The 12,617-nt window shown below is 59.0% G+C and carries 12 protein-coding genes and 1 pseudogene; 9 read left to right on the top strand and 4 right to left on the bottom strand.

What is annotated here, in order from left to right; genetic code table 11:
- Positions 1 to 21 precede the first annotated feature (21 nt).
- Positions 22 to 510, bottom strand: a complete 489-nt coding sequence (gene bkdR / locus NTD87_RS12315; RefSeq protein ID WP_262114208.1) for a Bkd operon transcriptional regulator BkdR — start codon at positions 508 to 510, stop codon at positions 22 to 24.
- Positions 511 to 697: 187 nt separating this feature from the next.
- Between bkdR and NTD87_RS12320 the strand changes: the two genes are divergently transcribed.
- The 5 genes from NTD87_RS12320 (at position 698) to NTD87_RS12340 (ending at position 6,982) form a co-directional block, all read left to right on the top strand.
- Positions 698 to 1,933 carry a 3-methyl-2-oxobutanoate dehydrogenase (2-methylpropanoyl-transferring) subunit alpha gene (locus tag NTD87_RS12320; RefSeq protein WP_262114209.1) on the top strand — a complete coding sequence of 412 codons (1,236 nt, stop codon included), beginning with the start codon at positions 698 to 700 and terminating at the stop codon, positions 1,931 to 1,933.
- Between the two features lies 1 nt (position 1,934).
- Positions 1,935 to 2,993, top strand: a complete 1,059-nt coding sequence (locus NTD87_RS12325) for an alpha-ketoacid dehydrogenase subunit beta (protein ID WP_262114210.1) — start codon at positions 1,935 to 1,937, stop codon at positions 2,991 to 2,993.
- Between the two features lie 2 nt (positions 2,994 to 2,995).
- Positions 2,996 to 4,279: a dihydrolipoamide acetyltransferase family protein gene (locus NTD87_RS12330; RefSeq protein WP_262114211.1), complete on the top strand. Its 1,284-nt coding sequence runs from the start codon at positions 2,996 to 2,998 to the stop codon at positions 4,277 to 4,279.
- Positions 4,280 to 4,297: 18 nt separating this feature from the next.
- Positions 4,298 to 5,683 (top strand): dihydrolipoyl dehydrogenase, encoded by a 1,386-nt coding sequence (lpdA, locus tag NTD87_RS12335; protein ID WP_262114212.1) that lies wholly within the window; start codon positions 4,298 to 4,300, stop codon positions 5,681 to 5,683.
- Positions 5,684 to 5,962: 279 nt separating this feature from the next.
- Positions 5,963 to 6,982, top strand: a complete 1,020-nt coding sequence (locus NTD87_RS12340; protein ID WP_262114213.1) for a branched-chain amino acid aminotransferase — start codon at positions 5,963 to 5,965, stop codon at positions 6,980 to 6,982.
- Positions 6,983 to 7,047: 65 nt separating this feature from the next.
- Here NTD87_RS12340 and NTD87_RS12345 read toward each other — a convergent pair whose 3' ends face one another.
- The gene (locus tag NTD87_RS12345; RefSeq protein WP_262114214.1) at positions 7,048 to 7,962 is read right to left on the bottom strand and encodes a LysR substrate-binding domain-containing protein; all 915 of its coding nucleotides are present in this window, start codon (positions 7,960 to 7,962) and stop codon (positions 7,048 to 7,050) included.
- A 105-nt stretch (positions 7,963 to 8,067) separates the two neighbouring features.
- On the opposite strand from NTD87_RS12345, the gene NTD87_RS12350 reads away from it, so the two are divergent.
- Entirely contained in the window at positions 8,068 to 8,676 is a 609-nt protein-coding gene (locus NTD87_RS12350) for a LysE family translocator (protein WP_262114215.1), read from the top strand.
- A 13-nt stretch (positions 8,677 to 8,689) separates the two neighbouring features.
- Here NTD87_RS12350 and NTD87_RS12355 read toward each other — a convergent pair whose 3' ends face one another.
- Complete coding sequence (locus NTD87_RS12355; RefSeq protein WP_262114216.1) at positions 8,690 to 9,460, bottom strand: ArsR/SmtB family transcription factor; 771 nt, start codon at positions 9,458 to 9,460, stop codon at positions 8,690 to 8,692.
- Positions 9,461 to 9,541: 81 nt separating this feature from the next.
- On the opposite strand from NTD87_RS12355, the gene NTD87_RS12360 reads away from it, so the two are divergent.
- From NTD87_RS12360 to NTD87_RS12370, 3 genes are all read left to right on the top strand, one after another.
- Positions 9,542 to 10,675 carry a cytochrome P450 gene (locus NTD87_RS12360; RefSeq protein WP_262114217.1) on the top strand — a complete coding sequence of 378 codons (1,134 nt, stop codon included), beginning with the start codon at positions 9,542 to 9,544 and terminating at the stop codon, positions 10,673 to 10,675.
- Between the two features lie 176 nt (positions 10,676 to 10,851).
- On the top strand, positions 10,852 to 11,700 hold the full coding sequence (locus tag NTD87_RS12365) for a transcriptional regulator (RefSeq protein WP_262114218.1): 849 nt from the start codon (positions 10,852 to 10,854) through the stop codon (positions 11,698 to 11,700).
- Complete coding sequence (locus NTD87_RS12370) at positions 11,697 to 12,176, top strand: hypothetical protein (protein WP_262114219.1); 480 nt, start codon at positions 11,697 to 11,699, stop codon at positions 12,174 to 12,176. The genes NTD87_RS12365 and NTD87_RS12370 overlap by 4 nt, the downstream gene beginning before the upstream one ends.
- Before the next feature lie 155 nt (positions 12,177 to 12,331).
- Here the strand turns inward: NTD87_RS12370 and NTD87_RS28065 are convergent.
- A pseudogene (locus NTD87_RS28065) lies at positions 12,332 to 12,457 on the bottom strand (IS5/IS1182 family transposase); the annotation flags it as partial.
- Positions 12,458 to 12,617 lie beyond the last annotated feature (160 nt).

Below are 12,617 nucleotides of genomic sequence, written 5' to 3' on the forward strand. Positions count from 1 at the left end.
GAGGCGTACCACTCGAGTATGTCAGCTCGTTAGCGTCAACCCATTCGCCGGCAACGGCAACGCAGTTTTGTAGCGCACCTGCTTGAGCGCAAAGCTCGAACGGATGTTGGCGACGCCCGGGACTTTGGTCAGAAAGTCCATCATGAAGCGCTCCAGCGACTGAATGGTCGGCACCAATACCCGGATCAGATAATCCGGGTCACCGGCCATCAGATAGCACTCCATCACCTCCGGACGGTTGGCAATCGCCGCCTCGAACTGCGCCAGCGCCTCTTCCACCTGCTTCTCCAGGCTGACGTGAATGAACACGTTGACGTGCAGCCCCAGCAATTCGGCGTCCAGCAGCGTGACCTGCTCGCGAATCAATCCCAGCTCTTCCATCGCCTTGACCCGGTTGAAGCACGGTGTCGGTGACAGGTTCACCGAGCGTGCGAGGTCGGCGTTGGTGATACGGGCGTTCTCCTGAAGGCTGTTGAGAATGCCGATATCCGTACGGTCCAGTTTGCGCATGAGACAAAACCACCTGCTTTTTATGTTTATGCAGAATTTTTATCCTCAAATGATCTCAAGCGCAACGAAACAGAGATAAATATTCTTCTGGGGCCGGCCTATGATTGTTGTAGGACAAAATTCCTTCTACCCGAAGGATGACTGTCAGCTCACTACAAGAAATTCACAAGATCGAGCGTAGAAAGCCATGACCCAACCGTACGAACCGTTGCGCCTGCACGTGCCTGAACCCTCGGGCCGTCCCGGCTGTAAAACTGACTTTTCCTACCTGCATCTGACTGACGCCGGTACGGTGCGCAAACCCCCAATCGACGTAGAGCCGGCCGACACCGCTGATCTGGCCAAGGGCCTGATTCGCGTGCTCGACGACCAGGGCAATGCCTTGGGTCCGTGGGCGGAAGGCGTGCCGATGGAGATTCTGCGTAAAGGCATGCGCGCCATGCTCAAGACGCGAATTTTCGACAACCGCATGGTGGTCGCCCAGCGTCAGAAGAAGATGTCGTTCTACATGCAAAGCCTCGGCGAAGAAGCCATCGGCAGCGCTCAGGCCCTGGCCCTGAACATCGACGACATGTGCTTCCCCACCTATCGCCAACAAAGCATCCTGATGGCCCGCGAAGTGCCGCTGGTGGACCTGATCTGCCAGTTGCTGTCCAACGAGCGCGATCCGCTGAAGGGCCGCCAGCTGCCGATCATGTACTCGGTGCGCGATCACGGTTTCTTCACCATCTCCGGCAACCTCGCCACCCAATTCGTACAAGGTGTGGGCTGGGGCATGGCTTCGGCGATCAAGGGCGATACCAAGATCGCTTCGGCCTGGATCGGCGACGGCGCCACCGCTGAATCGGACTTCCACACCGCCCTGACCTTCGCCCACGTGTACCGTGCGCCGGTGATCCTCAACGTGGTCAACAACCAGTGGGCGATCTCCACCTTCCAGGCGATTGCCGGTGGTGAAGCCACTACGTTCGCCGGCCGTGGCGTCGGCTGCGGCATCGCCTCCCTGCGGGTCGATGGCAACGATTTTGTCGCGGTCTACGCCGCCTCTGCCTGGGCCGCCGAGCGCGCCCGCCGCAACCTCGGCCCGACCATGATCGAATGGGTCACCTACCGTGCCGGTCCGCACTCGACGTCCGATGATCCATCCAAGTACCGCCCTGCCGACGACTGGAGCCACTTCCCACTCGGCGACCCGATTGCGCGCCTCAAGCAGCATCTGGTGAAAATCGGTCAGTGGTCCGAAGAGGAACACGTGGCCCTCAGCGCCGAACTCGAAGCCGAAGTGATCGCCGCGCAAAAAGAAGCCGAGCAGTACGGCACCCTCGCCGGTGGCCAGATTCCAAGCGCCGCGACCATGTTCGAAGACGTCTATAAAGAGATGCCGGAGCACTTGAAGCGCCAGCGTCAGGAGTTGGGGATCTGACATGAACGATCACAACAATAATATCGAGTTGGAAACCGCCATGACCACAACCACCATGACCATGATCCAGGCCCTGCGCTCGGCCATGGATGTGATGCTTGAGCGAGACGACAACGTCGTGGTGTTCGGCCAGGACGTCGGCTACTTCGGCGGCGTGTTCCGTTGCACCGAAGGCCTGCAAAACAAATACGGCACCTCGCGGGTGTTCGACGCGCCGATCTCCGAAAGCGGCATCGTCGGCGTCGCCGTGGGCATGGGTGCCTACGGTCTGCGCCCGGTGGCCGAGATTCAGTTCGCCGATTACGTCTACCCGGCGTCGGACCAGATCATTTCCGAAGCCGCACGCCTGCGCTATCGCTCGGCCGGCGAGTTCACTGCCCCGATGACCCTGCGCATGCCTTGCGGCGGTGGCATCTACGGTGGCCAGACCCACAGCCAGAGCATTGAAGCGATGTTCACCCAGGTCTGCGGCTTGCGCACGGTGATGCCGTCCAACCCCTACGACGCCAAAGGCCTGCTGATCGCCTCCATCGAAAACGATGACCCGGTGATCTTCCTTGAGCCAAAACGCCTGTACAACGGCCCGTTCGACGGCCACCACGACCGCCCGGTAACGCCGTGGTCGAAACACCCGGCCGCACAAGTGCCGGACGGTTACTACACCGTGCCGCTGGACGTCGCCGCCATTACCCGTCCGGGCAAGGACGTGACCATCCTGACCTACGGCACCACCGTGTATGTGTCGCAAGTCGCTGCTATCGAGGCCGGCATCGACGCCGAAGTCATCGACCTGCGCAGCCTGTGGCCATTGGACCTGGAAACCATCGTCAAGTCGGTGAAGAAAACCGGGCGCTGCGTGATCGTTCACGAAGCCACCCGCACCTGCGGTTTCGGCGCCGAACTGGTGTCGTTGGTTCAGGAACACTGCTTCCACTACCTGGAAGCGCCGATCGAGCGTGTGACCGGTTGGGACACTCCCTACCCGCATGCGCAGGAGTGGGCGTATTTCCCTGGTCCGTCCCGTGTGGGCGCGGCTTTGAAACGGGTTATGGAGGTCTGAGAATGGGCACGCACGTTATTAAAATGCCGGACATCGGCGAAGGCATTGCAGAAGTAGAACTGTCGGTGTGGCACGTCAAGGTCGGCGACATGGTCGTCGAAGATCAGGTACTGGCCGACGTCATGACCGACAAGGCAATGGTCGACATCCCGTCGCCGGTGCATGGCAAGGTCATCGCCCTCGGTGGTGTACCCGGCGAAGTCATGGCGGTGGGTAGCATCCTGATCAGCATCGAAGTCGAAGGCGCGGGCAACGTCAAAGAGTCCTCCCAGCCGGCTGCTCTGAAAGAAGTCAAAGAAGAGGCGCCGAAAGCCGCCGCCGTTGCTGCCCCCAAGGTTGAAACCGTGGTTGCCAGCAAACCTGCGCCAATCTCTCGCCCTGCGCCGCAAGCGCCGGTGGCTCGCGAGGCCGACGAACGCCCATTGGCCTCCCCGGCCGTGCGCAAACATGCACTCGACGCCGGCATTCAGTTGCGTCTGGTTCAGGGCACTGGCCCTGCCGGGCGGATTCTGCATGAAGACCTCGACGCGTATCTCGCCCACGGTCCATCCGTTACATCGACTGCCGGCACCGCATACGCCGAACGCAACGACGAACAGCAGATCCCGGTGATCGGCATGCGTCGCAAGATCGCCCAACGCATGCAGGACGCCACTCAGCGCGCTGCACACTTCAGTTACGTCGAAGAAATCGACGTCACCGCCGTGGAAGAACTGCGTGCGCACCTGAATGAAAAACACGGCGCCACTCGCGGCAAGCTGACCCTGTTGCCATTCCTGGTACGCGCCATGGTCGTTGCCCTGCGCGACTTCCCGCAGATCAACGCCCGTTACGACGACGAAGCCCAGGTCATCACTCGCCTCGGCGCCGTGCACGTGGGCGTCGCCACCCAAAGCGACATCGGTTTGATGGTGCCGGTGGTGCGTCACGCCGAGGCGCGCAGCCTGTGGGACAGCGCCGCGGAAATCTCCCGCCTGGCCAGTGCCGCACGCAATGGCAAGTCCAGCCGCGATGAACTGTCCGGCTCGACCATCACCCTGACCAGCCTCGGCGCTTTGGGCGGCATCGTCAGCACCCCGGTGCTGAACCTGCCGGAAGTGGCCATCGTCGGCGTCAACAAAATCGTCGAACGGCCGATGGTGATCAAAGGCCAGATCGTGATTCGCAAGATGATGAACCTCTCCAGCTCCTTCGATCACCGGGTGGTCGATGGCATGGACGCGGCGCTATTCATCCAGGCCATCCGTGGCTTGCTCGAACAACCCGCCACGCTGTTTGTGGAATAAGTATTTGTGGAGCAAGGCATGCAACAGACTCTGAACACCACGCTGCTGATCATCGGCGGCGGCCCTGGCGGTTATGTGGCAGCAATTCGCGCCGGCCAACTGGGCATCAACACTATTCTGGTAGAAGGCCAGGCACTGGGCGGCACCTGCCTGAACATCGGCTGCATTCCGTCGAAAGCGCTGATTCATGTGGCCGAGCAGTTCCATCAGACTCAGCACCACAGCCAGCACTCGGCCCTCGGAATCAACGTCTCGGCGCCGACCCTGGACATCGGCAAAAGCGTCGAGTGGAAGGACGGCATTGTTGATCGCCTGACCACCGGCGTTGCGGCGCTGCTGAAAAAGCACAAGGTCCAGGTCATTCAGGGCTGGGCCAAGGTCATCGACGGCAAGACCGTCGAGGTCGGCGACACCCGCATCCAGTGCGAGCACCTGCTGCTGGCCACCGGGTCGAAAAGCGTCAACCTGCCGATGCTGCCGATTGGCGGACCAATTATCTCCTCCACCGAAGCCCTGGCACCGAAAAGCCTGCCAAAACGGCTGATCGTGGTCGGTGGCGGCTACATCGGGCTTGAGCTGGGCATTGCCTACCGCAAGCTCGGCGCTGAAGTCAGCGTGGTCGAGGCGCAGGACCGGATTCTGCCGGCGTACGACGCCGAACTGACCCAGCCGGTGAACGAAGCACTCAAGCAACTCGGCGTGAAGCTTTACTTGAAGCACAGCGTCGAAGGCTTTGATTCACAAGCAAATACCTTGCAAGTTCGCGACCCGAACGGTGAAACCCTGAACCTCGCCACCGATCAGGTACTGGTGGCGGTCGGACGCAAGCCCAACACCCAGGGCTGGAACCTTGAAGCGTTGAACCTGGACATGAACGGTTCGGCGATCAAGATCGACAACCGCTGCGCGACCAGCATGCGTAACGTCTGGGCCATCGGCGACCTGAGCGGCGAGCCGATGCTCGCCCACCGCGCCATGGCACAAGGTGAAATGGTCGCCGAGCTGATTTCGGGCAAACACCGCGAGTTCAACCCCACCGCCATCGCTGCCGTGTGCTTTACCGACCCGGAACTGGTGGTAGTCGGCAAGACCCCGGACGAAGCCAAGGCCGCAGGCCTGGATTGCATCGTGTCGAGCTTCCCGTTCGCCGCCAATGGCCGGGCGATGACCCTGGAGTCGAAAACCGGCTTCGTGCGGGTTGTTGCGCGGCGTGACAATCATCTGATTGTCGGCTGGCAAGCGGTCGGTGTCGGGGTGTCCGAGTTGTCGACGGCGTTCGGCCAGTCCCTGGAAATGGGCGCTCGCCTGGAAGACATCGCCGGCACCATCCATGCGCACCCAACGTTGGGCGAAGCGGTGCAGGAAGCGGCGCTGCGGGCGTTGGGCCACGCGCTACACCTGTAAAGATCGCGCAAACTCTGTAGCAGCTGTCGAGCTGCGCGAGGCAGCGTTCGGCGGCGCAGCCGTCGTAATCCGGCTGATGCGGTTTGTCTGACGAAACGAGGTGGCAGGTTTTACGACGGCTTCGCCGCCGAACGCTGCCTCGCCCGGCTCGACAGCTGCTACGAATGGATCAAATTCCGGGCTGCGAATTCGGCCCGGAATGAAGTATTGTTGTCCCCATCCAGAAAAACGCCAGAAGCCTTGAACCGTTCAGGCGATTGTTAAGTGATAGAGGGTGTCATGGGTAACGAAAGCATCAATTGGGACAAGCTGGGTTTTGACTACATCAAGACAGACAAGCGTTTCTTGTCGTACTGGCGTAACGGCTCCTGGGACAAAGGCACCTTAACCTCCGACAACGTGCTGCACATCAGCGAAGGCTCGACCGCCCTGCACTACGGCCAGCAATGCTTCGAAGGCATGAAGGCCTATCGCTGCAAGGACGGTTCGATCAACCTGTTCCGCCCGGACCAGAACGCCTTGCGCATGCAGCGCAGCTGCGCTCGCCTGCTGATGCCGCAGTTCGAAACCGAAGACTTCATCGAAGCCTGCAAACAAGTCGTACGGGCCAACGAGCGTTTCATTCCGCCGTATGGCACTGGCGGCGCGCTGTACCTGCGTCCGTTCGTGATCGGCGTGGGTGACAACATCGGCGTGCGCACCGCACCCGAGTTCCTGTTCTCGATCTTCTGCATCCCGGTCGGCGCCTACTTCAAGGGCGGCCTGACCCCGCACAACTTCCTGATTTCCAGCTACGACCGCGCCGCCCCACAAGGCACCGGCGCAGCCAAGGTCGGTGGCAACTACGCCGCCAGCCTGATGCCCGGCTCCGAGGCCAAGAAGGCGCATTTCGCCGACTGCATCTACCTGGACCCGATGACCCACACGAAAATCGAAGAAGTCGGCTCGGCCAACTTCTTTGGTATCACCCACGACAACACGTTCGTCACGCCAAAATCCCCTTCGGTGCTGCCAGGCATCACCCGTCTGTCGCTGATCGAACTGGCCAAAACCCGTCTGGGAATGGAAGTCATTGAAGGTGACGTGTTCATCGACAAAATCGGCGACTTCAAGGAAGCCGGCGCCTGCGGCACTGCTGCGGTGATCACGCCAATCGGTGGCATCGAGTACAACGGCAAACTGCACGTGTTCCACAGCGAAACCGAAGTCGGCCCGATCACCCAGAAGCTCTACAAAGAGCTGACCGGTGTGCAGACCGGCGACATCGAAGCGCCAGAGGGCTGGATCGTCAAGGTCTGATCCAGCGCTTGCGGCACTCAAAAGCCCATCCATCGCTTGCGCGGTGGGTGGGCTTTTTGTTTGGGTCATCCCGCGATCAACCGCCCGATCTGGGTGGCATCCTCTTCGATTCTTGAAAACAGCCACTCCAGAAAAACCTGAGCGTGCGCCGTCACATCCGGCGCTACACCGTAGTAATAGCGCGGCAACGGCATCCGCAGTCCGGGCAATGGGCAAATCAGTCGGCCGCTCGACACATCACTGCCCAGCAAGGAGGCCGGACACAAGGCAATGCCCTGCCCCTCCACGGCGGCTTCAAGTACCGGTTGCATGTGATCGAATTGCAGCGTTGTCTGAGTGTCTGACTGCGTTTCGCCAAACTGCAGGGCCCAGTTGTGCCAGTCCTCACGACGGGTCTTGGCGGTCAGCAGGGTATGTCGGCTCAGGGCGCTCAAGTCGTCGAGCGGTAGACGCTTGATCAGCGAAGGCGCCGCGACCAGCAGCAGTTCGTCTTCAAACAGTACCTGAGCGTGAATGTCGGGCGCCCAGCCGTCTCGGCCACGTCGAATAACAATGTCGAACCCGTCTCGTGCGTGATCGGGCGCCAGGGTAGAAGTGACCACCGCAGGTTTGATGTCTGGATACAGTGCCATGAAATCCGCCAGCCTGGGCGTCAACCAGCGCAGGGCAAAGGTGGGGCGGACGTTGATCTTCACTGTGCGCAGCGAGGCGTGTTGTTTGAGCGCCGCTGCGGCGTTGGCAATCTGGGACAGTCCGGCGCTGACCTGCTCGAAGAAACTCTGCCCTGCCGGCGTCAGCACCGATTGCCGGATGCGCCGTTCGAACAGCTGCACGCCCAGGTGTTCCTCAAGCAGTTTGATGTGGCGGCTGACGGCACTGTGGCTGACATGCAACTCCTCGGCCGCGAGGCTGAAGCTCTGATGACGAGCAGCGGCCGCAAAAGCGCGAACAGCATTCAAGGGTGGGAGTGAATTGATCATGTGTCTAATTTAGTCACATATGCGGCGCAATTAAAGCGTTTGTCACGCCATCCTCGTCACGCCAATCTGCGGGCACGCAACCAGCGCCACCTGATGGAGTGTGAGATGAATAGCTACGGATTATTTTTACTGTTTGCCACCTTGACCATTCTCAGCCCCGGCCCGGGTGTGGTGCTGACGCTTACCAACGCCTTGCGTCATGGCTGGACTGGCGCACTGCCGGGTATTCTGGGTATTGCTTTGGGAGCCTTTGTCGTCGCCGGCATCAGTGCAACCAGTGTTGGACTGATTCTGGCCACCTCCGCCAGCGCGTTCACCGCGTTGAAATATGCAGGCGCGGCCTATCTTTTGTACCTGGGTTACAAATCCTGGCGCACTGATCGTTTCATCCCTGAGCTTGAAGCGAAATCATCCAGCCCCGGCTATCGCTTCGTCGAGGCGGCATCGCTCCAGCTGTTGAACCCCAAGGCCGTGTTCTTTTTTCTGGCCGTGTTTCCGCAGTTCATCGACACCTCGGCGCATTACTACAGCCAGTTTTTCACCCTGGTCAGTTCCTACAGCGTGCTGGTGATCGTGATCCATGGCAGCTATGCCTTGCTCGCCAATGCGGCCAAAGGCTGGCTGTCGAGCCAAAAAGGTTCCTGGCTGGCGGCGAAGGTATCAGGCGTCACATTCACAGGCTTCGGCGTACTCATGGCCACCGCCAGCCGATAGCGAACACCTGCTGCTATGGCGAAGGGCTGGTGACTGAGCGAGGGCTTGTCTCGGTGGACTTGCTTCGCTCTATTGGCGACTGAGCCGGCAGTTCAACCGCGAACCTGGTCGAGAGTTCTTTGCGTCCGGTCGCTGTCAATGCCAGCGCCCGGCTGTCCAGATCCTGCGTCAGCCATTTGCGCTTGATCGCCGTTTGCAACAAAGCCGCGCCCAATGAGCCGCCGAGATGCGGGCGGCGCATGCTCCAGTCCAGGCAGGAACAGGCAAAGCGTCGGCGCAGAGTGCTCAGGGTTTTCACGTCGATGCCCAGCCCTTCGAAAAACCGCTCACCGGTTTCACTCAGCACATAGTGCTGATCGCCCTGCTCCGATATCACTAACCAACCCGCTTCCAGCATCCGGTCATGCAGCAGCACCGCCAAGGTGCCGGCCATGTGGTCGTAGCAAGTGCGGGCGAATTGCAGGCGATCAGGGGTGCGGGGAGTGAAGGTTGGCGCAGCGTTCTGGCCGATCACCATCAGCGCTTCCAGGGCCTGGGCGACCCGTTGATCCGCCAGGCTGTAATAACGATGACGGCCCTGGACGTGCAGCCGCACCAGCGCCAGGTCCTTGAGTTTCGCCAGATGAGCACTGGCGGTAGAGGCGCTGACGTCGGCGATCACTGCCAGTTCGGTGCTGGTGCGCGCGTGGCCGTCCATCAGCGAGCAAAGGATTTTCGTCCGGGCCGGCTCGGCGATCGCCGCCGCCACGTGCGAGACGCCGATGTCGTGTTGCTCTACGTTCATATTTCGCTCCCGGACGAATCGTCGTCCATTCGGACTGGAGATAGTAGCAACACTTTCCACCGACGAATAAGGCTGCGCCTCATGGACCCGATCATCGCCGCGACACACCTCGACCCTTATCCTTATTACGCCAGCCTGCGAGCCGACGGCGGCCTTTCATTTCATCAAGGATCAGGCCTGTGGGTGGCCAGTAGCGCCCGGGCCGTCGCCGCCATATTGGCCCATCCTGACTGCAAGGTTCGGCCGGCCCACGAGCCGGTACCCAAGGCCATCGCGCAAGGCGCGGCCGGCAAGGTGTTCGGCCAGTTGATGCGGATGAACGAGGGTGAGCGCCAGCGCTGTCCGAGGTCAGCCATACAACCAGGACTGGAACTGATCGACGCGGAGGCGGTCAGCGCACTGGTCCGGGCCCGGCTGATAAGCCCATCCGCCGACGGGCTTCGCAAAGCCATGTTCATGGGCCCCGTTTGCGTGGTCGCCGCATTGCTCGGTTTTTCACCGACAGAGGGTCGAGCCACCAGTGAGCTGACCGCCGATTTCGTGGCGTGCCTGTCGCCCCTTAGCAATCAAGCCCAACTGGATGCAGCCCATGTGGCAGCGGAGCGCCTGGGCGGTTACTTCGTAGAGCGCTTGAGCGCTGGAGACAATCAAAGCCCACTGCTTGAGGGTATCCGTCAACGCTTGGCAGATCACGACACCCTGCTCGCCAACCTGATTGGCCTGTTCTCCCAGACCTACGAGGCCACCGCCGGATTGATCGGCAACGCCCTGCTGGCGTTGATCCGCAACCCGCAGCTCAAGGGTGAAATGCAGCGCGACCCGGCACGGGTCAGCGACCTGCTGGCGGAAGTCCAGCGCCATGATCCTTCGGTGCAGAACACTCGTCGCTTCGTCAGCGCACCCTGTGAAATCGGCGGTGCCAGCCTCAAACCCGGCGACGCCATTCTGGTGCTGCTGGCCTCGGCCAACCGCGACCCGCAACTCAACGACAACCCGGACACGTTGATCCTCGACCGCCCGACCCGCCGCAGCTTCACCTTCGGCGCCGACCGCCATCAATGCCCCGGCCAGGCACTGGCCTTGAACATCGCCAGTGCCACGCTCGGTGAAATCCTGACGCGCAACATCGCCCTGGATCAGCTGGCCTGGGAGTACCGCCCTTCCCTGAATGGTCGCATCCCGTTGTTTACCGAGTTGTCGGAGGCTCAACCGTGATCGAGGTGATGTTCGAAGCCGTGCCCCATGCCGAACATCGCCAGCGTTACCCAGGTGCTATACAAAATCCCTTGGGATACCTGGATGTGTAAAATCACCACCATCAAAGGGAGAAGCTCATGACGGAAAAGCAATACAATCAACCAACTTGAACCGTAGCAGCTGACGGATGCACCATGGATATTCTGCCGGGTACCACTACGCAAAGCGGTCCACTTTTCAGCTACACCATCAAATGTTCACAGCATGGACGAGTGGCGATTTTTCTACCCCAACGCCAACTAATCTCCCTGGTCGAAGGAACATCTCAGCATCAGGTCGAGCTAGGCTTTTCTCCCAGCCGACTGCTTGAATTACTGATCAAAAAATCCAACAGCATTGTGGCCCGCAAAGAAATTCTAGACTACGCATGGCCAGAGCGTGTAGTCACGCAGAATAGTCTTAACCAAGCAATTTCACGACTGCGAGAACTACTGGGGGATGAACAAGATAAACAGATCATCCAAACCGTTCCTCGCCGCGGTTATCTTTTCAACGCGAGTTTTCTTGTCGCTACACAAGAACTTCCGGTCATCGATGATGATGCCCGCGGCACACAGACAGTTTTCGCACAAGAAACCAGCTCAACCTTGACCTGGAGTTCCCTGCCGCTTGGCTGGCAATTACCAATCAGACTGCTCCTGGTAGCCACTACAGTATTGATGTTGAGCAGCCTTGTATTGCGTATTGACTGGGATCTGTTATTACAACCTGATCTGGCCATCAATACTCAACAAGAAAAGGGTCAGCACCTGATATACACAGCGCCGAACCCAGCACTGTTAGAAACCCTGAAAAGTGACGTATCGAAACTACGTGAGCGTCTTGTATCTCTTTCAAACTCCCCTGAAACCCTGATATTCAACCGAACACAAGACTACTATGACGTGATCTGTATCAACCAGGGGATAGCAAAGTTCATGACTATTCACCATTCTCAACTGTCGACTATAAATGACCAACAGCTACTGAGCTGCCTAAAATGATCAAGCTCAACACTTTATTATGCGGTCTGATAGTAGCAGGCGGGATAACTCACGCAGGATACTCATTTTTGGTTCAAGAACGCGCACCGAACGGTACTTATTTTTCGACCGGCGTATTTATAATGAGCGATGGTAGCACTACGCCTGCCAACCTTCGCATGCAACTGGACAACAATAATGCTTATGACTTTATCCAGGTAGGCGCTTGGCATCATGATTTTTTTAGAAAAATAGAAAGTCGTGTTTCAGGAAATTTAAAACTGAAAACTGTTTCCGCCAGTCCCTCACAGGAAGTTCCAGCACCCGCCTACAGCGATGAGGACATTGTGTTTAACAAGGCCTACAGCAGCAAGCAAGGAACCACCTTGACACTATACGCATTACCGCATGATCAAAATGCGTTATGCTTTTATATTAAAGAGCTGAGCAAAGTGCGTTGCGTCAGCCAGAATCGCCCCCGCAGTCTTCATCCATAAGCTCATGGTTTTCTGATAAACATCTGCAATCGCTTGGGTACTGCGCTCAAAACCGGAAATAGATAAGGTTAAGCCATCGCTGGCTGCAGGGCGCAGAAGCGACCGCCTTGGTGTGAATTGCGCACGACTCAAAACGCACAGACCTATCCCAGGCTGCGTACATAAACCATGTATCCAAAGCCGAATCGTTCAGTCATGTCGCGCCATGTGGCATCTAAGCGCAGAACCCGCAGGATGCTGTTGAGCATCAGCCTGTCGGTGCTTCGTCGGCGTCCAGTCTTTTAAGCCGGCGAAAGGCCGCATACCGCCAAGTGCTGAACCGAAAGAAAATAGAAGGTGCAAGCGGACGGCCGAAAAAACTCGTGAATTGATGTGATTTGACAGCTATTAATTTCGCATTTAAGAATTCCTGCACGATAGTTACCGGTAGGACTGATCGAG

This window comes from Pseudomonas sp. 6D_7.1_Bac1 (assembly GCF_025465945.1).
Lineage (GTDB): Bacteria > Pseudomonadota > Gammaproteobacteria > Pseudomonadales > Pseudomonadaceae > Aquipseudomonas.

Coding starts and splice junctions, on each gene's coding strand:
- bkdR (WP_262114208.1), bottom strand. CDS start 510: ATGCGCAAACTGGACCGTACGGATATCGGCATTCTCAACAGCCTTCAG.
- NTD87_RS12320 (WP_262114209.1), top strand. CDS start 698: ATGACCCAACCGTACGAACCGTTGCGCCTGCACGTGCCTGAACCCTCG.
- NTD87_RS12325 (WP_262114210.1), top strand. CDS start 1,935: ATGAACGATCACAACAATAATATCGAGTTGGAAACCGCCATGACCACA.
- NTD87_RS12330 (WP_262114211.1), top strand. CDS start 2,996: ATGGGCACGCACGTTATTAAAATGCCGGACATCGGCGAAGGCATTGCA.
- lpdA (WP_262114212.1), top strand. CDS start 4,298: ATGCAACAGACTCTGAACACCACGCTGCTGATCATCGGCGGCGGCCCT.
- NTD87_RS12340 (WP_262114213.1), top strand. CDS start 5,963: ATGGGTAACGAAAGCATCAATTGGGACAAGCTGGGTTTTGACTACATC.
- NTD87_RS12345 (WP_262114214.1), bottom strand. CDS start 7,962: ATGATCAATTCACTCCCACCCTTGAATGCTGTTCGCGCTTTTGCGGCC.
- NTD87_RS12350 (WP_262114215.1), top strand. CDS start 8,068: ATGAATAGCTACGGATTATTTTTACTGTTTGCCACCTTGACCATTCTC.
- NTD87_RS12355 (WP_262114216.1), bottom strand. CDS start 9,460: ATGAACGTAGAGCAACACGACATCGGCGTCTCGCACGTGGCGGCGGCG.
- NTD87_RS12360 (WP_262114217.1), top strand. CDS start 9,542: ATGGACCCGATCATCGCCGCGACACACCTCGACCCTTATCCTTATTAC.
- NTD87_RS12365 (WP_262114218.1), top strand. CDS start 10,852: ATGGATATTCTGCCGGGTACCACTACGCAAAGCGGTCCACTTTTCAGC.
- NTD87_RS12370 (WP_262114219.1), top strand. CDS start 11,697: ATGATCAAGCTCAACACTTTATTATGCGGTCTGATAGTAGCAGGCGGG.